18 protein-coding genes and 1 pseudogene are annotated in these 18,090 nt (G+C 66.2%); 10 read left to right on the top strand and 9 right to left on the bottom strand.

Annotated features, from left to right (window positions below; all coding sequences use genetic code 11):
• Positions 1 to 52: 52 nt before the first annotated feature.
• On the bottom strand, positions 53 to 955 hold the full coding sequence (locus U5A65_RS29750) for a LysR family transcriptional regulator (protein ID WP_321914221.1): 903 nt from the start codon (positions 953 to 955) through the stop codon (positions 53 to 55).
• 425 nt (positions 956 to 1,380) lie between these two features.
• Here U5A65_RS29750 and U5A65_RS29745 point away from each other — a divergent pair.
• A pseudogene (locus tag U5A65_RS29745) lies at positions 1,381 to 1,776 on the top strand (transposase); the annotation flags it as partial.
• Positions 1,777 to 2,065: 289 nt separating this feature from the next.
• Positions 2,066 to 2,371: a hypothetical protein gene (locus U5A65_RS29740; protein WP_321914220.1), complete on the top strand. Its 306-nt coding sequence runs from the start codon at positions 2,066 to 2,068 to the stop codon at positions 2,369 to 2,371.
• Positions 2,372 to 2,635: 264 nt separating this feature from the next.
• Here the strand turns inward: U5A65_RS29740 and U5A65_RS29735 are convergent, their stop codons facing one another.
• Positions 2,636 to 2,950: a hypothetical protein gene (locus U5A65_RS29735; protein ID WP_321914219.1), complete on the bottom strand. Its 315-nt coding sequence runs from the start codon at positions 2,948 to 2,950 to the stop codon at positions 2,636 to 2,638.
• A 285-nt stretch (positions 2,951 to 3,235) separates the two neighbouring features.
• On the opposite strand from U5A65_RS29735, the gene U5A65_RS29730 reads away from it, so the two are divergent.
• From U5A65_RS29730 to U5A65_RS29715, 4 genes are all read left to right on the top strand, one after another.
• Positions 3,236 to 3,958, top strand: coding sequence for a YdcF family protein (locus U5A65_RS29730; protein ID WP_321914218.1), 723 nt, complete (start codon positions 3,236 to 3,238; stop codon positions 3,956 to 3,958).
• Between the two features lie 159 nt (positions 3,959 to 4,117).
• Positions 4,118 to 4,345: a hypothetical protein gene (locus tag U5A65_RS29725; RefSeq protein ID WP_321914217.1), complete on the top strand. Its 228-nt coding sequence runs from the start codon at positions 4,118 to 4,120 to the stop codon at positions 4,343 to 4,345.
• A 245-nt stretch (positions 4,346 to 4,590) separates the two neighbouring features.
• Positions 4,591 to 4,851: a DNA-binding protein gene (locus U5A65_RS29720; protein WP_133184189.1), complete on the top strand. Its 261-nt coding sequence runs from the start codon at positions 4,591 to 4,593 to the stop codon at positions 4,849 to 4,851.
• Positions 4,852 to 5,129: 278 nt separating this feature from the next.
• Entirely contained in the window at positions 5,130 to 6,446 is a 1,317-nt protein-coding gene (locus U5A65_RS29715) for an EAL domain-containing protein (RefSeq protein WP_321914215.1), read from the top strand.
• A 39-nt stretch (positions 6,447 to 6,485) separates the two neighbouring features.
• Here U5A65_RS29715 and arfB read toward each other — a convergent pair whose 3' ends face one another.
• A complete protein-coding gene (gene arfB / locus U5A65_RS29710) occupies positions 6,486 to 6,890 on the bottom strand; it encodes an alternative ribosome rescue aminoacyl-tRNA hydrolase ArfB (RefSeq protein WP_321914320.1) in 405 nt (134 codons plus the stop codon).
• Positions 6,891 to 7,114: 224 nt separating this feature from the next.
• Between arfB and U5A65_RS29705 the strand changes: the two genes are divergently transcribed.
• On the top strand, positions 7,115 to 7,786 hold the full coding sequence (locus U5A65_RS29705; protein WP_321936762.1) for a VC0807 family protein: 672 nt from the start codon (positions 7,115 to 7,117) through the stop codon (positions 7,784 to 7,786).
• A gap of 108 nt (positions 7,787 to 7,894) precedes the next feature.
• Positions 7,895 to 10,408: an FUSC family protein gene (locus U5A65_RS29700; protein ID WP_321948706.1), complete on the top strand. Its 2,514-nt coding sequence runs from the start codon at positions 7,895 to 7,897 to the stop codon at positions 10,406 to 10,408.
• Positions 10,409 to 10,428: 20 nt separating this feature from the next.
• On the opposite strand, the gene U5A65_RS29695 is transcribed toward U5A65_RS29700, so the two are convergent.
• Together U5A65_RS29695 and U5A65_RS29690 are read right to left on the bottom strand one after the other, a co-directional pair.
• Complete coding sequence (locus tag U5A65_RS29695; RefSeq protein ID WP_321948705.1) at positions 10,429 to 10,623, bottom strand: hypothetical protein; 195 nt, start codon at positions 10,621 to 10,623, stop codon at positions 10,429 to 10,431.
• 109 nt (positions 10,624 to 10,732) lie between these two features.
• Positions 10,733 to 11,194, bottom strand: a complete 462-nt coding sequence (locus U5A65_RS29690) for an Lrp/AsnC family transcriptional regulator (protein WP_133184185.1) — start codon at positions 11,192 to 11,194, stop codon at positions 10,733 to 10,735.
• Between the two features lie 125 nt (positions 11,195 to 11,319).
• On the opposite strand from U5A65_RS29690, the gene U5A65_RS29685 reads away from it, so the two are divergent.
• Complete coding sequence (locus tag U5A65_RS29685) at positions 11,320 to 11,928, top strand: cysteine dioxygenase family protein (RefSeq protein ID WP_321914211.1); 609 nt, start codon at positions 11,320 to 11,322, stop codon at positions 11,926 to 11,928.
• Here U5A65_RS29685 and U5A65_RS29680 read toward each other — a convergent pair.
• From U5A65_RS29680 to U5A65_RS29665, 4 genes are read right to left on the bottom strand one after another with little or no spacing between them, the layout of a single operon-like run.
• A complete protein-coding gene (locus tag U5A65_RS29680; RefSeq protein ID WP_321948704.1) occupies positions 11,925 to 13,289 on the bottom strand; it encodes an MFS transporter in 1,365 nt (454 codons plus the stop codon). The two genes, U5A65_RS29685 and U5A65_RS29680, sit on opposite strands and share 4 nt — an antisense overlap.
• Before the next feature lie 40 nt (positions 13,290 to 13,329).
• Positions 13,330 to 14,427, bottom strand: coding sequence for a nitronate monooxygenase (locus U5A65_RS29675; RefSeq protein WP_321948703.1), 1,098 nt, complete (start codon positions 14,425 to 14,427; stop codon positions 13,330 to 13,332).
• Between the two features lie 33 nt (positions 14,428 to 14,460).
• Entirely contained in the window at positions 14,461 to 15,651 is a 1,191-nt protein-coding gene (locus U5A65_RS29670; protein WP_321936766.1) for an acyl-CoA dehydrogenase family protein, read from the bottom strand.
• 44 nt (positions 15,652 to 15,695) lie between these two features.
• On the bottom strand, positions 15,696 to 16,535 hold the full coding sequence (locus tag U5A65_RS29665; protein ID WP_321914319.1) for an IclR family transcriptional regulator: 840 nt from the start codon (positions 16,533 to 16,535) through the stop codon (positions 15,696 to 15,698).
• Between the two features lie 291 nt (positions 16,536 to 16,826).
• Here U5A65_RS29665 and U5A65_RS29660 point away from each other — a divergent pair, with 291 nt between their 5' ends.
• On the top strand, positions 16,827 to 18,080 hold the full coding sequence (locus U5A65_RS29660; protein ID WP_321948702.1) for a CoA transferase: 1,254 nt from the start codon (positions 16,827 to 16,829) through the stop codon (positions 18,078 to 18,080).
• Positions 18,081 to 18,090 lie beyond the last annotated feature (10 nt).

Below are 18,090 nucleotides of genomic sequence, written 5' to 3'. Positions count from 1 at the left end.
CGCGCGGCCGGGCGCCGTGCGGTCCGCGCCCGCAAGCGCCGGCGCGGTGGTCTCAGTGCTGCGCTTCGGGCTGTCCGGCCAGTTGACGGATCAGCGTCCACACCGCCTCGGCGGCCGGCGAAAGCGAGCGGTCGCGCCGCCGCACCAGCTCGACGGTGCGCTCTGCGCGCGGCACAAGCGGGCGCGCGAGCAAGGGCGCGCCCGCCGGAACGGGCAGCGCGAGCCAGGGCAGCACGCTGATGCCCACGCCCGCCTCGACAAGGCCGAATACCGTGGCGGGGTGGCCCAGCTCCTGCACCACCCGGGCGCGCACGCCCTGCTCGCTCATCACGGCGTCGATCAGCGGGCGGCTGCCCGAGGCGTAGTCGAGCATCACGAGGCGTTCGCCGTCCAGTTCCTTCCACGAGACTTCCTGGCTTAGCGCGAGCGCGTGATCGCCGCGCACGACCACACAGAACGAGTCCGTAGTCAGACACTCCGTTTCCAGATCTTCAGCGACAAAGGGCCCGATGATGACGCCGAAGTCCACCTCGCCCGAGCGGATCTTGCGGACGACGTCGCTCTGCACGTCGTCGCGCAATCCAAGCGTAATGTAAGGAAACTGCCGCCCGCACGCGGCCACGACCTGCGGCATCAAGCGGCACGCGACCGTCGGGCTCGCCGCCACGACGACGCGGCCGCGCCGCTGCTCGCCAATCTCGCGAATTTCGCGCAAGGCGTCGTCCAGATCGTTGAGCAACCGTGGAATGCTCGCGATCAGGTTCGCGCCCACATCCGTGAGCTGCACCTCGCGCGTGGTCCGATCGACGAGCTTCACGCCAATCTCGGCTTCGAGCTCGCGCACGCAACGGCTCACCGCCGACTGCGTGAGCCCGATTTCGTCCCCTGCCCGGCTAAAGCTCTGCAGCCGGGCAACCTCGATGAACACTCGCAACTGCCGCAGCGTCACATTCATCCACTCGCCTCATGAATTGTTCGTTTTCATGCAATTTTATGTCGGCTGCGCACTGTTACGGGTAACAACATGACGCCCCCGACTATTCGCCGCAGTGCAGCAATACGGCGCAAACGCACGGTGGACGGGCCTGCTTGCACAAGATTGGTGATTCTCCCGATTTCTTCGATAAGTGTTTTCGAGTCTTATACGCCCCTGGCAATCTCCCGCGCGGGCTTGGCGCCACGCGGCTTCAAGACGAGAACGTACGTGCTGGCACGGTTTTCGCATTAAGGCACGCACAGGTTCGATGGATGTACCGGAAGCATGCAGTCCGGGACGATCCAGCCGGGCCCGCCTGGTACTCCGGCATCCGGCCGGGAGTACATGAAGAGTGCGCAGCGCGGGGCAGCGCACCGGAGATAGCTTCGCTGAGGTGAAACATGATGCTGTTCGACGATTTGAGAGACAACGAATGGGCGCTGGTCGAGGCGTTGTTCTGTGCTGAACCGGCACGGAGCGAACGGCGCGGACGGCCTCGCGTCGAAGCGCGTGCTGTGGTCAACGCGGTGCTCTGGGTGCTTTCGACGGGTGAAGGCTGGTCCAAGCTGCCGGGCCGCTACCCCTCGCCGCCGACTTGCCGCCGCCGTTTCGACGAGTGGCAGGCAGACGGTACGCTGGCGGAAATCGTCAAGCGACTGAGCACGAACGGCCGCGAAATTTCGCTGCGCGGCCGTATCGGCGCCACGGCGACCAAGCCGCCCGCACCGCCGAGCCGCGATCGCCTGCGTGGCGCGTTCTGGACCAACCCGGAATCGTGGCGCGCACCGGTCAAGATGGCCTGAGCCACGCTTCACTTGCTTTCCCGCCGGGTGCCTCATGCACCCGGCGTGTTTTTCTCCCACCCCTGGCGCACGTCGCGGCCGTCGCAGACCGTTTCCGGTCCTGGGCCAAAACCGCCGCGCCTGCACGGCTCAACCAGACTGCGTTGAGCATCGCTGCGTCCGCAACAAAGCGATAGGCACCGCGCGATACATCTCTTTACCAATATTTACAGCGCGCTTTCGCTTCCGACGTTAGCTTAGGACCATGTCCATTAACGTCAAGAAACCGGATTGACGGGGAACCACCATGAAATCCATGAACCTGCACATCCGGGGCATCATGGTTTCGCTGTCCGCGCTCGCCCCCCTCGCCCTCTTTGCCCTGTTCGCGCCAACGGCGTCGTTCGTGTCGTTCAGCGTCGCTGCGCAACCGCCGCATGCCTCGGCACCGCCATGGCCGGTGTCGCGCACCGGCGCCCACGCCCAGCCGCCCGCAGCGCCTGGTCCGAACGCGGGCAAGCCGCCGGTGCCTCGTGGCGATTTACGCGGCGACATTGCGGACAATGCCCGCCGCAGCGCGCCACAGAGGCAGGAACCGACGCGGCGGCAGTGAGCCGGCTAGCGAAACACCATTGAGGGAACCGTAGGGACGACCGCCGGGACCGACGGGACCGATGAAAGAGCATCGGCGATCACGGAAGGCGGCAAGACCGCCCTGGAACGCCGCGGCTCAGCATATACCCTGCCCCGGGGAACCACCGCGCCTGACCTGCGGTCTACCCTTATGCCATCAAGCACAGCGTGGCAGCAGTAATTCCGGTAAGCCCGTATCTTTCGATGCGGGCTTTTTTTTGGCGGGACGAAGAAGGTAGAGTACTTACTGGCTGGCTTCGAGGCCGGATTGGGGCACGCGCTGCGCGACGTAGTCGGCCACGCGATGCGCGCTCCACTGTAGCGTGCGCTCGTCGCGTGCGAGCCGGGCGAATTCGGCGCGGCCGCGATCGGTGAGCACCGCGATATCGACCGGCGCATGGAAGCCCGGCGCCGGCGCAACCGTGCGTTGCCGGACGATGTCCATCATGCCGAGATCGCGCAAATACTGGAACACTTCAGGACGACGCGCCCACGGAACCTGCCGATACTGCACCCGCCGTAGCGCTTCGAGTACTGCTTCGTTGGAATACGTGGTCATCTCACTTCTTTCTTAAAATGCAGTCCTGCGATCATTGAGCCTCGCGCGAACCGGCAGCGGCGCAATGCGGACCTGAGAACGGCGCAGTCTGTGCCCTGGCGGGCCCACGCGCCCATCCGCGCGCTGAGCAGCGGCAGGGACTGCAGGTTATCCGGGCCCCCGTGAAAGCGGCTTCACCGCTTCCCGCACGGCCAACGCCGCGCCACGTTCGCGGCGCAAAGGTCGGTTGGACGCGCATTTTCCCGAAAACAATACGTTACCTCATCCAAATTGATTCTAATCGTTTTGTTTGCGCTATTTATTGCGCTCGGCCTGCTGTGGCGCAACGCGCGCTGGCGTGTCGCAGCCTGCGGGGCACTGGTCTTCTGGTTGCTCGCCACCGGCTGGCTCACCGGGGTGCTGCTCGATGTTGCGCAGCCGGCGTTATATCGCACTCCCTACGATCAGGCGAAAATCGGCCCGGCGCGCTTCGGTGCGCGCACCGCCATCATCATGCTGGGCGGCGGCACCGAATCCCGCGATGGCCAACTGGTCCCCGCCCGCGACGTGTACGCACGCATTGCCCTTGCCGCCGAACTGCACGCGCTGTGCGCGCGCGCGGGCGGCACATGCCGCGTGATCGTGAGTGGCGGCAACCCGGAGCACCATGCGAGCGCCGAGGCCGACAACTACGCGCCCTATCTGCTGCGCGCCGGTGTGCCGGGCACCGATCTCGTGCTCGAAAACCAGAGCCTCACGACTTATCAGAACGCGCGCAACGTCGCGCCCATCGTCCGTGCCGGCAACGATGAAACGCTCCTGCTCGTGACGTCGTCGTACCAGATGCGCCGCGCGATGCTCGATTTCCAGCGTTTCGACATGAATCCGTTGCCCGCGGTATCCAACGTGCGCCGCGTCGAGCGCGGGCTGCTTCCGCGCGTGGCCAATCTCAAGTCCGCCGAAACGGCGCTCCACGAATCGATTGGGGTTGTCCAGTTTTATGTGTATCGGATGATCGGCTGGTTCTAGTATGACCTTATCGCGGCGCCAGATGTAACGAGATGTAACTCCCGCGCGAACGGGTTACGCGATGTCATCTGGAGCGAGTATTTGATCGTTAGAATGGCATGTCCATCCTGCTTGGACAGGTACCGGCTGGGTCCATAAACCGCTCCTTCGGAGGTAGAGATGAAAAAAGTGTCCCTCGCAGTCCTGATTTCACTTTCCGCACTGGCGGGCGCTGCGCATGCGCAGTCGGATAACGGCATCACGATGAGCACCGATCCGGCCAGAGCCGACGACGTCCTGCAACGCGCCCAGGCCCTGCAGCAGCAACAGGAAGCCGCACCCGCGCCGGCACCCATGACGCATCACAAGCCGGGGCACCCGCATCACAAGAAGGCCCCCGCCCAGTAAGAACAGGGAAGGCCAGACGGCGCGCAGCCCAGCGCAAGCGGGCAGCGCCTTCCCGGAAATGAAGCCGATGCCGGTCTTGCCGTCATCGGCTTTTTTATTCGCGGCGCCACCTGCCGCGTTTGTGGTGTTGTGCGCATCGCCGCCGCCACGGCGCGCGGGCGCGGTATGCTAAAGTCGCGCACCTCGAAAACGCCCCGGTCGGCGTAGACCCAACCTTTTGTGCGCGCCACGCGCGGAGAAACACAATGAGCAACATCCAGCTCGACATCGAATGGACCGAAGCGGCCTCACGCAAGATCGAAAAACTGATGCCGCGCGGCGGCAACCAGGACGCGTATCTCGCGCTGCCCCCCATCGAATGCCTGCCGATGGAAGGCGACGTGCTGTTCCTCGGGCCGGCCGGCAAGCAGCAGCCGTTCATCGTCGCCGAACGCCAATACCATCACGAAGGCGACGCGGACTGGACCATCATCCTGATTCTCGACGTGCCCGACACCGCGCACTGAGCGGCAAATCGGACCGCCGGCAGGCGGTACGCAAGGCGCTCGCACCCGAAGCGGGCGCCCTCTTTCGACTCTCCCCACGCTCCATCGGCACGCATCGCGTCGCCATCCCAGGCACGACTTGTGCGCGCAGTTTTTTCCGATAGTCCGTACACTTGGCGACAGGCCCCGCCGGTTACCGCCGTCGGACGCGCGCCTGCGAAAAAGCGGCAGTCGCGCGACCCACGAGCCTGCGGGTTCGAACGCTCACGAACCGCGCGCGTCGCCGCGCGTCCCGAGCCATGCCGAACGATCCGTCGAACGCAAAGGCGGCTGCCGCCGCCAGTCTGCTCGCCCAGCTCCAGCCGCGCGCTGCCGGCTGGGGCGCGCAATGGCACGCGCGGCAGCATGGTTACGCGCTCGACAGCGCCTTCCAGCCCGTGCTCTCGATCACGCATCAGCGCGTGGTCGGCTATGAGGCATTGCTGCGCGTGACCGACGAATCGAGCCACCCCGTCGCCCCAGCGGATCTGTTCGCATCGGTGGAAGGCGCCGAAGCGCAGCAGCTCGACGAACTCGCCCGCTGCCTGCACCTCGCGAATTTCGTCGCGCAAGGCGTGGAGACCGGCTGGATCTTCCTGAACACGCTGCCGCGCAGCGCACGCGCCGCCGACCCCGCGCAAGCCGCAATCGACGGCTTGTGCCGGCACTTCGATTTCCCGCGCGAACGCGTGGTGATCGAGGTGCTCGAGCAGCGCGGCGGCGACGAGTACAGCTCCTTCGTCGACGAACGGCCGCCTGCCGGCCGACGCGATTTCCTCGTCGCGCTCGACGACTTCGGCGCGGGTTTCTCCAATTTCGATCGCGTCTGGCGCTATCGGCCCGACATCGTCAAGCTCGACCGCTCGCTCGTCACGCGCGCGACCCGCGGCGAGAGTCATGTGGCATTCATTTCGGAACTCGTCTCAATTCTTCATCACGCCGGCACAATGGTGCTTGCAGAAGGTGTCGAGACCGAGTCGCAGCTCATGGTATTGATGCAGGCCGATGTCGATCTCGTGCAGGGCTTCTGGTTCGGCGAGCCGCAAGCTTCGATTCCGGAAGCCGGCGCCGCCGCAGCCGCGCTGGCGCAGTCGATGTGGCGGCGCTTCGCCGACTACCAGCGCAGCACCGAGATCATCGAGCAGGTCAATTTCGGCGCGCTCTCACACACCATGCTGTGCGGCGCGCGCGTGCTCACGGGCGGCGGAACGCTCGAAGCGGCCGCCGAGGCCATTTTCGGCGACGGCGGCAGCCACGCGCAGCGCGTCTTCAGCGCAGACGAACATGGCGAGCAGCACGAGCCTTCGATTGCCATGCCCGGCGTCGGGCCGCCCGCGCGCCTCGCGCCTTTCTATCCCGACACCGACAGCAACTGGTCGCGCCGCGAGTACTTCCGGCGCGCGCTCGCCGCGCCCGGCCGGGTCGCGGTGATGGGTCCGCACTACTCGCTCAACGACGGCGAACTCTGCTACACGGCCGCCATCGCGCTCGACTATGGCGGCGCGACGCACGTGTTGTGCGCGGACTTTCCGCCCGAGCATGGGCCGCGCGAGCGGCCTTGGAGCGAGCGGGGTTAATGCGTGGCGAACCGGCAATGCACCGCGTGGTCGTGGCAGCTATTCGGATACGCGCCGCCGCCCTGCCTTCAGCTCGCCGGTGCGCGCCTTGCTGTCGAGGCGGCGCAGCTTCGAGGCGCGCGTGGGGCGCGTCGCCACGCGTGCCTTGCGCGTGACGCTCACGCTGTCGACCAGTTCCTCGAGGCGCGCGAGCGCAGCCACCCGGTTCTGTTCCTGGGTGCGGTATTCCTGCGACTTGATCACCACGACGCCCTCAGTCGTGATCCGACGGTCGGCGAGCGCAAGCAGACGCATCTTGAGCACCTCGGGCAACGACGAGGCGCGGATGTCGAAACGCAGATGAATCGCACTCGACACCTTGTTCACGTTCTGGCCGCCCGCGCCCTGTGCGCGAACGGCGACGAGTTCGATTTCCTGCAACGGGATGGGCGCGCGTGCGGTCATGGGCGGAGAGAAGGTGAACACGCGGCAGTGTCGCACAGCGCGGCCAGGTTGACACAAGCGCGAAACGTACGCGCCATGAACCCAGCGCAAGCGCCAGGCCTCTGCCACGGGCATGCGACATGCAGCCACCCCGTCGGGCGCCTGCGCAGCCGGTTTGCTGCCGCGCGGCGCATGAACCATACTGGCGTCATTGCCTCCGCAGAACCTTCAGGAGCACGCACCCCATGAAGCTGCGTCCAGCATTCGTCGCCGAACTGGCGGTCAACCTGCTGCTTCCCTGGGTCGCCTATCGTCTCGCCGAGCCGCACTGGGGCGAAGTCGGCGGCCTCATTGCCTCGGCCGCGCCGCCGCTTGCCTGGAGCATCGTCGAACTGGTGCGCTTTCGGCGCGTGGATGCACTCTCGGCCGTCATACTGCTCGGCATCGTGCTCTCGCTCCTTGCCGTGGCGTTCGGCGGCAGTCCGCGTGTTCTGTTGATGCGCGAGTGCCTCGCCTCAGGCGCAATCGGCGCCGCGTTCCTGATCTCGCTACTGGCGAAGCGCCCGCTCGTGTTCTATCTCACGCGAGCAACGGTCGCGCGCGAGACTCGCGAGGGCGTCGCGCGGCTCGAACAGCTCTGGAACGAGAACGCAAGCTTCGTCGCGGCCATGCGGCTGCTTACGTTCATCTGGGGCTTCGGGCTGTGTCTCGACTCCGCGCTGCGCACTTATCTGGCCGCCACCTGGCCAATCGAGCGCTTTCTCGTCGTCTCGCCGATCATCGGCTATGGCGTGTTCGGCGGCCTGATGGCCTGGACCTTCTGGTATCGCACGCGCATGCGGCGCATTCACGGCACGCACGGCCTGCTCGGCGACGCCGCCGCGACCACGAACACAACGTCGCTGAGCGTGGACTGAATGACACCCGGTCGGGCACGCATCGGCGGTCAGATCGTGCCCGAAATACGTTAGACTCAGCGCCACAGTCCGCGGCGTACCGTCCGCTCTCGAACTTCCCGGCAGTCGATGCGCTACTCCGTAGAAATCAGGAAATTCCTCTATAGCCAGTACTTTTACGGCGGCCTGCGCATCGCGATCGGCATCTCGCTTCCGGCCGTCCTGTGCCTGTTCGTCTTTCACAAGAGCGAGCTGGGCTTCACCATCTCGACCGGCGCGCTCGGCGCGTGCGTGGTCGACATGCCGGGACCGCTGAAATACAAGCGCAACGAAATGCTCGCGTGCAGCGTGATCGGGTTTCTCTCCGCTTACGCGACCGGCCTCGCCACCTTCAGTCCCATCGCGCTATGGGCCACGGTAGTCCCGCTCACCTTCGTGCTTTCGCTGATCGTGGTCTACGGCAACCGCTGGCCGCAGATCAGCTTCGCCACCCTCTTCATGATGGTGATGACGCTCGAAGAGCACTTCACGCCCCATCTCGCGCTCGTCAATGCGCTGTGGATCCTGCTGGGCGGCCTCTGGTACACGGCGTGGTCGACCTTGATCAGCCATCTGATGCTCGATCGCATCGAGCAGCAGGCGCTTGCCGAGAGCGTGTTCGCCTGCGCCGACTATCTGCTCGCGCGCGCCCAGTTCTTCGACCTCGACAACGATCTCGACGAGTGCTACCGCAACCTCGTCGCGAAGCAGATCGCCGCCGTCGAGCGCCAGGACGCGGCGCGCGACATCGTGCTGCGCAATCTGCCCAAACTCAGGGCCGGCAAGATCGATGCGCGGCGCGCCATGCACTTCAACCTGTTCATCAACACGGTCGATCTGCATGAGTTGTTCGTGGGCGCGCACACCGACTACCCGCTCGTGCGCAACACCTTCGGCGGCTCGGACCTGCTCGTGTTCTACCGCGACCTGATCCGCAAGGCCGCCGCCGATCTCGAAGACATCGGCCTCGCGGTGCTGCAAAACGAAGCGCCGCGCGCGAGCGTGAACGTGAAGGCCGAGCTGCGCGCCATCGAATACGAGCTCGAGCTGCTGAAAAAGCGCGACCTGGCCGCGACCGACCCGGAGGCCTACGCGGCAATCTCGGCGTCGTTCCGGCGCATCTGGAGCGCCACGCGCCTGATCGACCGCATGCGCCGCAGCCTCGCGAGCGAAGTGCCGACAACCGAGACCGAGGTGCGCGTCGACGAGGCGCTCGCACGCTTCGTCACGAACCGTCGCGTGTCCTGGCTGCAGATTTTCTCGAATCTCACGATGGCCTCGCCGAGCTTTCGCCACGCGCTGCGCGTGACGATCGCCGTGGCGGTGGGGTTCTGGCTCGGGCGGCTATTGCCGCTCACCAACGCCTACTGGATCGTGATGACGAGCATCATCATTCTGAAGCCGGGCTATTCGCTCACGCGCCAGCGCAACGCGCAGCGTATCGTCGGCACGCTGATCGGCTGTCTCGCGAGCATTGCGCTGATCCTGCTCGTGAAGCAGCCGCTCGTGCTGCTCGTCTCGATGTTCGCGGCGATGGTGATGAGCTACAGCCTCCTGCTCTTCAACTACACGGCGAGCGTCGTGTTCACGTCGGCCTATGTGCTGCTGATGTTCCATCTGCTCGCGCCGGGCAGCATGCGCATCATCGGCGAGCGCGCGATCGACACGGTGGTGGGCTGCATGATCGCCATTGCCGCGAGCCATCTGTTCCCGTACTGGGAATACCGTCTGATGGGCAAGCTCGTGCACGACATGATCGCGGCGACACGCAGCTATCTCGAGGCAAGCTGGTGGTGGAGCGGGCGCACCAGCGCGCCGCAGCCGGCGTTCGCGGGGGCCGCGGTGAGCGAGGCAGGCGCGCGCGTGTCGGCCCATAAGCCGGCCCATGACGCGCCTGCGATGACGATTGCAGCGGACTCGGGCGGCGTGAGCGCAATGGCAAGCGCTTCTGCGAACGCAGCGAGCGTCGTTGACGAAGCGCTCGCCGCCGCGACCGTCAGCGATTCGCCTACGGCCGCCGCTGCCGGCTCGCCGGTGTCAGCGGTGGGCGCGAAAGCCACTGCGCAGTCCGCACAAACCACTTCGAGCGCAGCCGCGGCAGCGCCGTCGCTCGCGCGCGACTTCCGCTACCGGCTCGCGCGCAAGAACGTGCATGTGGCGTTTGCGAATCTCGGCCAGGCGTTCCAACGCATGATGCTCGAACCGAAGGCCGCGCAGAAGTTCGTGCCCGAGCTCAACGACCTGCTCGTGCGCAGCCACGTGCTCGCCTCGCAGATCACGGCCACCGCCCCGCTGCTGCGCAGCACGGCGCGCCCCGACCAGCCAGAGGTCAAACTCGATGCGCTCGAGCGCGCGCTTTCATGCGTGCGCGAAAACCTCGTCGCCGCCGAGGCGGGCACGCCCGCGCCCCTCGATCAAACCGACATCACGAAGCAGCTCACGCGCGAGCTCGATACGATGGTGGTGGAAGCCGAGCGCTCGCTCGGCGCCACGGCGGAACTCGCGCAGGAGCTCAAGCTGCTCGCGCATCAATGCAAGCAGATGATCGCGGCGTCCTGGCTCATTCGCCGGGACGCGAGCATTATCCGGCTACCGGAGGAATAACAAGCGCTCGGCCCGGCGCGTCACTGCGTCGAGACGCTGGCTTGCGAAGCGGCCGTGCTGGCGGACGCATGGGCCGCGCTGGCGCCCATGGTCTCTTCGTACTCGCGCTTGCTTTTCAGCGCATTGAACAGCACGGTGCCGATCACGAACACAACTACCGCTACGATGAGCACGGCAACGCCAAAGGTGGGGTTATTCTTGCGCGGTTCGTTCATCGGTCGTGCCCAGCCTCGAATTGGAATTGGATGACGGCAACGGGCATTCTACGCCGCCATGCCTTGCAGACGGCTTGCGCCACGAGGCATTGCGCGCCGCTATTTACCGCTACGCCCCACTGCGCACAGGCAGCGCCGTCGAGTACTTGAGCTGCTCCATCGCGAAGCTCGAACTCACATCGAATAGCGGCACGGCGCGAATGAGCTGCTTGTACACGCGGTCGAAATCGTCGATATCGGACACCACGATGCGCAGCAGGTAGTCGGTCTCCCCGCTCATGCGATACGCCTCGACGATCTCGGGAATCTCCTGCACGGCGCGCGTGAAGGTCTGCGCCCATGCCTCGGTGTGCTGGTTGGTGCGCACGGCAACGAACACCGTCGTCCCCACGCCGAGCTTGCGCGGGTCGCACAGCGCGACCTGCGCGCGGATCACCCCCGTTTCCTTCAGGCGCTGAACGCGCTTCCAGCACGGCGTTTGCGAAAGATTGACGCGCTGCGCCAATTCGGCAACCGGCATGGTCGCGTCCTGCTGCAGCAGCTCAACCAGCTTTCTGTCGATGAGATCCATTTCCGCACTCCCCGATGTGTAGAAATTTATTCTACACGATGGGTAAACGAGGGAAAAATAGGAAAACTCTTTCTAGGCGCGAACGGCTATAAATCTTCCTATAGGAAACGGAGGAAAAACACGCCATGAACGCCCCTGCCGAATTCGCCCTGCTGAGCGCCTTTCACACCGCGGAGCAGCACGCCGCGGCCGTCGCGCGCTTCACCGCCGCGCTCGATGCGGCCTTCGACGCCTGCGCCACCCCTGCCGACCCGTCGCGCTGCGCACGCTTCGCGCGCGGCATGCGCGCGGCGCTCACGCTTGCGCTCGGCGACCCGGCGCTCGTGACGAGCGCGCAGCGCGAAGGCAGCGCCGACAGGTACCAACGTCACGTCATCGCAACCGACAGCCGCGGCCGCTACACGGTGGCGGCGCTCGTCTGGCAGCCGGGCCAGGCAAGCCCGATCCACGCGCATCACACCTGGTGCGGCTACGCCGTGCTCGACGGCACGCTGACCGAAACGCTCTACAAGTGGGACGATGTGCGCCAGGGCGCCGAAGTGGTTCGCTCGCATCCGCGCGCAAGCGGCGCGGTCTCGTTCGGCGGACGCGGACGCACCAGCATCCACCGGCTGTCCAACGGCAGCGCTGCACAGGCCGTTTCGCTGCATGTCTACGGCGTCGCGGCCGAGCATATCGCCACGCAGGTCAACGACGTGCTGCCGCTCGCGTGTGAAACCGCGCTCGCGCGTTAAGGCGCGCGCCCCATATCCATCGAAGGCGCCATGGCGCGCTGCTGGATGCCCTCGTTGACCGGGGACTGCGCCGCATCCCGCCGGGCCGCTTCGAGAATGCGCTGGCGCGATTGTTCCGGGTTCAGCAGTACGAGACCGAGCGCGCCGCTCGCGAGCAGCAGCGCACCCACCACGATAAAACCGTGCTCGTAGCCGAGCGCCGGATTGCCATGATTGGCCTGCACGATGCCGCCCATCAGCGCCGGCGCGATCAGGCCGGCGAGCGTGCCGATCGAGCTGTTGATGCCGAGCAGCGCGCCGCGTTGCCTGACCGAGACGATATCGCTGATCATCAGCGGTCCGAACGAAAAGACGAGCTGGCTCAGCGCGCCGCCTATTGCGAGGCAGGCCACCTTGAGCGCGGGACTCAGGCCGCTCGATGTCGCGAGAAACAGCACGCCGCCGAGCATGGCGAAGCCGCTCACCATCGCGCCGCGCGCCAGACGTGAACTGACACCCTTGCGGATGAGCCGCTGCGAGACCCACGCGAGCAGCAGCGTCACCGGAATGAACGAGCCGACAATGCTCGAAAAGAGCCACCCCGTCACGATGGGCGCGTAGCCCAGCCCCAGCCGCAGATAAACCGGAAACCAGGTGAACGCGAGCGAAATGACGGCGTACTCGACGAAGTAGATGAAGAGCACGCCCATGAACGTGCGGTTGAGCAACAGGTGGCGATAGGCGATCGTTTCGCCCGCGCCGTCGTGCGCCACGCCCGTTGCGTGGCTCGCCGCGCCCACTGGGCCGTCGCGCCCGATCACGAGCCACAGCGCCGTCCACACGAGGCCGACGATCCCCAGCGCGAAGAACGCCATGTGCCAGTCGTAGCGCACGATGAGGTACGAAAGGATCGGCCCCGCGAGCATGAGGCCCGCACTCGCGCCCTGCTGCACGATGGTGTTAGGCACATTGCGGTGCGCATTGTCGAACCACTTGTAGCAGGCGTGCTGCGCGAGCGGAAACGCCGGGCCCTCGCCAACCCCGAGCAGCACGCGCGAGGCAATCAGCATGGGCAGCGTCACGCTCGCGGTCACGAGCGGAAACTGGACCGCGCTCCACACCACCGCCAGCAGCGCGAGCAGCCATTTGCTCTGCACGCGGTTCGCGACGAACCCGAAGCCGATGCCCGAGAGCGAGAACAGCAGGAAAAAACTGCTGCCGACCAGCCCGAATTCGCGCGGACTGAGATTCAGGTCGCGCATCATCGGTACGGCCGCCAGGCCAAACACGGCTTTGTCGGCGAAATTGATCACCATGAACAGGAACAGCATGGCGACGATCAGCCACGCGCGTATCGATCCGCTTGATGCCTTTGCATTCATTGTCGTCTCCGTGTCATCGTTTTATATGAGCACCATGGCTTCAATCGGCCATCGCCGCTTCTAGCGCCGCAAGCGCCGCGTTGGCATCCGCGATCAGCGTGGCCATTTGCGCGGCGACCGTTGTGGGCGCATCGATTGCAAAGACGCTTTGTCCCGTCGCCTCGTAGATCAGGTCCGCGCGGTCGTACTCGTGCATCGCGCTGAAGTCGCCGCCCGTGAGCGCCTGCTGCTGCGGCATGGGCAGCGGCGCGGGCGCGTCGCTCGCCTGCCACGCGTCGATCCAGGCGCTGCGCACGACGCGGCACGGCTTGCCGCTGTGCGCGCGCGTGACGAGCGTGTCGTCGCTCCTCGCTTCGATGAGACGTTGCAGCAGCGCGGGCGGCGTGTGGTTCTCTCTCGCGGCGAGCCATAGCGTGCCGAGCCACGCCCCTTGCGCGCCCATTGCGAGCGAGGCGGCCACCTGCGCGCCGGTGCCGATGCCGCCTGCCGCGAGCACGGGCCGCCCCGCCGCCACGGCGACGATTTGCGGCACGAGCGAGAAGGTGCCGATCGGGCCGGTGTGACCGCCCGCGTCCGCGCCCTGCGCGACGAGCGCATCCACACCGAGCGCGAGCGCCTTCTGCGCATGGTGCGGCGAGCCGACGAGCGAGATCGTATACTTGCCCGCGGCTTTCGCGCGCGAGATCAGGTCGGGCCGGATGCCGATCGCCGTCGCCACGGCGCACGCCTTCGAAGCGAGCACGGCTTCGATCTGCGCGTTGAAAAGCGCCTCGCTGCGCACCTGCGTCGTGAAGAAGCTCGGCCGTGTGGGAGCGTCGAGCCCGAAGCGCTCGCGCAATGCCGCGACGAATTCGATGTGCGCAGGTGGCAGCGCAGCGCGCACGTTGCCGATATCGGCATGTTCAGGCACACCGGCGGGCAGCATCAGGTCGATGCCGTACGGCTTGCCTGCGAGTCTTCTCTCGACCTGGGCGATGATCGGCGCAATGTCGTCCGGCATCTCGCGCGCGAGACCCAGCACGCCAAAGCCGCCGGCTTCGGCGAGCGCGACGATCACATCGGGCGAATGCGAGAAACCGAAAACCGGATAGCGCGCGCCGAGTGCGCGGCAAATGGCAGTGGGACCGAGTCGGACCATAAGGCGTCTCCCGTGGGGCTCGTTGCGCCGCGCTTATTCGGCGCTCTGATGCAGCTGGTGATGGCGCACGTCGTGCAGCGGCGCGCGCAGCGTCTGCTTCGCGATGTTGATCTCGTGGATTTGCGACGTGCCCTCGTAGAGCCGGAACAGCCGCACATCGCGGTAGAGGCGCTCGACCGGGTTATCGGCGATGTAACCCGCGCCACCATAAACCTGCACCGCGCGATCGGCCACGCGTCCGCACATTTCCGATGCAAACAGCTTGCACATGGAAGCCGCCATCGTCACGTCCTCGCCACGGTCCCGTGCGCGGGCCGTCTGAAGCACGAGTGCGCGCGCCGCGTGAATATCGGTGTTGCTTTGCGCGATGAGCTGCTGCACGAGCTGAAATTCGGCGATCGGCTTGCCGAACTGTTCGCGCGCCTTCGCATGCGCAAGCATCTCGTCGAGCAGGCGGATCGCCGGCCCCACGCACAGCCCCGCCAGATTGATGCGCTGCTTGTTGAGCGCCTTCATTGCGCTCTTGAAGCCGCGCCCGGGCTCGCCGCCAAGCACGGCCGACGCGCTCACGCGGCAGTTCTGCAAATGCACTTCGCCCACGGGAGAACCCCGCTGCCCCATCATGCGATAGCCCTCGGAGGTCGTCAGTCCCGGTGTACCGCGTTCGATCAGGAATGCAGATATTCCGCCTGCGCCGGGATCGTCCGCATTCGTGCGTGCGAACACGGTGAACAGATCGGCGATCGGCGCATTCGTGATGTAGCGCTTGCTGCCATCGAGTACGTAGTCGTTGCCGTCGCGGCGCGCCGTGGTGGTGAGCGCGGTGGCGTCGGAGCCCGCGTCGGGCTCGGTCAGCGCGAAACAGCCCGTGATCTCGCCGCTCGCGAGGCGCGGCAGGTAGCGCCGCTTCTGCTCTACGGTGCCGTCCGCGATGAGCGCCTCAGAACCAATGCCGGTATTGCCGCCGAAGCGCGCGCGGAAGGTGGGCGCGGCCTGGGAAACCACCATGTTCACGCACGCGAGTTCTTCCGTCGTGAGGCCCGCGCCGCCATACGCTTCAGGAATGCTATGGCCAAAAAGACCCAGTTCGCGCATGCGCGCGACGAGCGCTTCGGGCAGTACGTCGGTACGGTCGATCTGCGCCTCGAGCGGAATGCACTCTTCCTGCACGAAGCCATAAAGCTGCGTGAGCAGGCGGTTCAGGCGTGCGGCGTCGCGAATCATCGTGTCTCCATCCAGTTTGAGTTGAGTTCGTTTCCGGTGCGGTATCAGGGCGGGCCCGCCGCCGCGCTCGCATCCGTCACCCCGCATGCGCGCTCGATGCGCAGCGCCGCTTCGAGCAAGAGCGGCGCGACCGTGCGCTCGATCCAGTCGTCGGCGAGACGGCGGCTCACGATCGTGCAATTGAGCGCGATGCGTTCGTCGTCGGGCGGTTGGCGCACCGGCACAGCGATCGCGTGGATATCGCGAATCCAGTCGCCGCGGCTCAGCGTGTAGCCGCGCGACGCGAAGGCAGCCTGGTCGGCTTCCCACTGCGGCTGGTCGGCCGCATAGCGTTCGGGGTCGTCGAGGCGCAGGCGGTTCAGCACAGCCTGGCGCTCCTTCGCGCTTTCGGCGATGAGGAGCGCGCGCCCGATCGAGGTGGCCAGGAGCGGCCGCGTGCTGCCGATGTCGGGTTGCGCGCTGTTGTCGCGGCCCGGGCGGCAGCTATCGACATACACCACGCTGAGGCGGTCGCGCATGCCGAGGTTCACAGAGCAGCGCGTTTCGCGCGCGAGCTTTTCCATGTAAGGCCGCGCGATCTGCCGAATCTGCATGGCAGCGAGCATCGGATAGCCCAGTGTCAGCACGCCAGCGCCGAGCCGATAGCGCTGGTATTTTTCGCTGCGGTTCAAGTAGCCGAGCAGCGTCAGCGTGTAAGTGAGCCGCGAGATGGTGGCCTTGGGCAGCCCTGTGCGGTCGGCCAGTTCGCGGTTGCCGAGCATCGGCTCGGCCGGCGTGAACGCGCGCAGCACTTGCAGGCCGCGCGCGAGGTTGATCGCGAACTGGCGATCGGTCGATTCGGCGTCGGGCGGCGCGGGTAAAAGCGGCTCGCCGGCGTGTGACATTTGCGCGCCGCCCTCGCCACGCATGTGAGCGGCGTCGAGCCGGCTCGCGCGGCGCCGCGCGCTGCTGGAGGGCGCGGCGCGGCTTTCGGTAACGGATGGCGTAGGCGATTGCATCTGCGGAGTCTGGCGGCGAGACGGTTTGGAATGTGACGAACTCATGGTCGATAAACGCCTTCCGGGGGTCAAGAAATTCAGCATAGTGTTTCGCTCTGCGGTACGCCAGTTGAACGGAACCGGCGCTCTCGCCTAGTGTTGCGGGCAGACCATTCCCACTCGGCACGAGGAGACACGATGCTCGCGAACAGCACTCTCGCCACCGCCGCTGGCGCACCGGAAGGCACGCCACAAGGCCAACAGGGCCCTCTCGCCGGCGTGCGCATTCTCGACCTCTCGACGGTCGTGGCCGGTCCGTTCGGCGCCACGCTGTGCGCCGATCTCGGCGCCGATGTCACGAAAATCGAACTGCCCGACGGCAGCGACGCGCTGCGCAAGCTGCAGCCCGTCAAGGACGATATTTCGCTCTACTGGAAAGTGACGAACCGCGGCAAGCGCGGCATCACGCTCGATGTGCGCAAGGCCGAGGGGCGCGCGCTGCTGCTGCGGCTCGCGGCACAGGCGGACGTGCTCGTCGAGAACTTCCGCGCGGGCAAACTGGAGGAATGGGGACTCGACTTCGAGACGCTGCACGCGGCCAATCCGCGCCTGGTCGTGCTGCGCCTGACCGGCTTCGGCCAGACCGGGCCATACCGTCAACGCGGCGGCTTCGCGCGCATCTTCGAAGCGATGAGCGGCCTCACGCAACTGACCGGCGAAACGAACGGCGCGCCGCTGCACATGAATTTCCCGATGGGCGACACGGTCGCGGGCCTCTTCGCCGCCTTTTCGATTGCCGCGGAGATGGTGCGCATGCGCTCGGACCCGGCGGCGCGCGGCGTGGAAATCGATCTCTCGGCCACTGAGGCGCTCTTTCGCATGCTGGAGCCGCTCGCCGTGGAGCGTGAACAGCTTGGCCTCGTGCGCGGCCACCATGGCAACCGCGCGACCTATACCGCGCCCTCGAACATGTATCGCAGCGCCGACGGTGAGAGGTTCTCGCTCGTGGCGTCGTCGCAACCGATCTTCCGGCGACTGTGCGCGGCGCTAGAGCTTCACGACGTGCCCGACGATGCGCGCTTCGTCGACAACGTGAACCGCGTCGCGCATGCGGCGGAACTCGACGCGCGTCTCGAGAAGGCATTCGCGGCACTTCCCTTCGCACTGCTCACCGACCGCCTGACCGAAGCAGGCGTGCCGCACACGAAGATCTACACCATCGACGACATCGCCGCTGACCCGCATTTCATCGCGCGCGAGACGATCATCCGCCTGCCTGACGCGGATCTCGGTTCGGTGCCGGCGCCGTGCGTGGTGCCGCGCGTGAAGGGTCGGCCTGCCGGCGTGCCGCGCAGCGGCCCGGCGCTCGGCGAGCACAACGAGGCGGTGTATGGCGCATTGGGGCTGAGCGCCGAAGCGCTCGCGCAACTGCGGCGCGCCAAGGTGATTTGAGTTGGCCTGA

The sequence above is a fragment of the Paraburkholderia sp. J10-1 genome, from assembly GCF_905220165.1.
Classification (GTDB): Bacteria; Pseudomonadota; Gammaproteobacteria; order Burkholderiales; family Burkholderiaceae; genus Paraburkholderia.
The sequence above is the reverse complement of the archived record's forward strand: the minus strand, read 5'-3'. Positions and strand labels throughout refer to the sequence as shown.

Bases quoted from the DNA above. Each gene is read 5' to 3' on its own strand.
- U5A65_RS29750 (WP_321914221.1), bottom strand. From the start codon at position 955: ATGAATGTGACGCTGCGGCAGTTGCGAGTGTTCATCGAGGTTGCCCGG.
- U5A65_RS29740 (WP_321914220.1), top strand. From the start codon at position 2,066: ATGAAATCCATGAACCTGCACATCCGGGGCATCATGGTTTCGCTGTCC.
- U5A65_RS29735 (WP_321914219.1), bottom strand. From the start codon at position 2,950: ATGACCACGTATTCCAACGAAGCAGTACTCGAAGCGCTACGGCGGGTG.
- U5A65_RS29725 (WP_321914217.1), top strand. From the start codon at position 4,118: ATGAAAAAAGTGTCCCTCGCAGTCCTGATTTCACTTTCCGCACTGGCG.
- U5A65_RS29720 (WP_133184189.1), top strand. From the start codon at position 4,591: ATGAGCAACATCCAGCTCGACATCGAATGGACCGAAGCGGCCTCACGC.
- U5A65_RS29715 (WP_321914215.1), top strand. From the start codon at position 5,130: ATGCCGAACGATCCGTCGAACGCAAAGGCGGCTGCCGCCGCCAGTCTG.
- arfB (WP_321914320.1), bottom strand. From the start codon at position 6,890: ATGACCGCACGCGCGCCCATCCCGTTGCAGGAAATCGAACTCGTCGCC.
- U5A65_RS29705 (WP_321936762.1), top strand. From the start codon at position 7,115: ATGAAGCTGCGTCCAGCATTCGTCGCCGAACTGGCGGTCAACCTGCTG.
- U5A65_RS29700 (WP_321948706.1), top strand. From the start codon at position 7,895: ATGCGCTACTCCGTAGAAATCAGGAAATTCCTCTATAGCCAGTACTTT.
- U5A65_RS29695 (WP_321948705.1), bottom strand. From the start codon at position 10,623: ATGAACGAACCGCGCAAGAATAACCCCACCTTTGGCGTTGCCGTGCTC.
- U5A65_RS29690 (WP_133184185.1), bottom strand. From the start codon at position 11,194: ATGGATCTCATCGACAGAAAGCTGGTTGAGCTGCTGCAGCAGGACGCG.
- U5A65_RS29685 (WP_321914211.1), top strand. From the start codon at position 11,320: ATGAACGCCCCTGCCGAATTCGCCCTGCTGAGCGCCTTTCACACCGCG.
- U5A65_RS29680 (WP_321948704.1), bottom strand. From the start codon at position 13,289: ATGAATGCAAAGGCATCAAGCGGATCGATACGCGCGTGGCTGATCGTC.
- U5A65_RS29675 (WP_321948703.1), bottom strand. From the start codon at position 14,427: ATGGTCCGACTCGGTCCCACTGCCATTTGCCGCGCACTCGGCGCGCGC.
- U5A65_RS29670 (WP_321936766.1), bottom strand. From the start codon at position 15,651: ATGATTCGCGACGCCGCACGCCTGAACCGCCTGCTCACGCAGCTTTAT.
- U5A65_RS29665 (WP_321914319.1), bottom strand. From the start codon at position 16,535: ATGTCACACGCCGGCGAGCCGCTTTTACCCGCGCCGCCCGACGCCGAA.
- U5A65_RS29660 (WP_321948702.1), top strand. From the start codon at position 16,827: ATGCTCGCGAACAGCACTCTCGCCACCGCCGCTGGCGCACCGGAAGGC.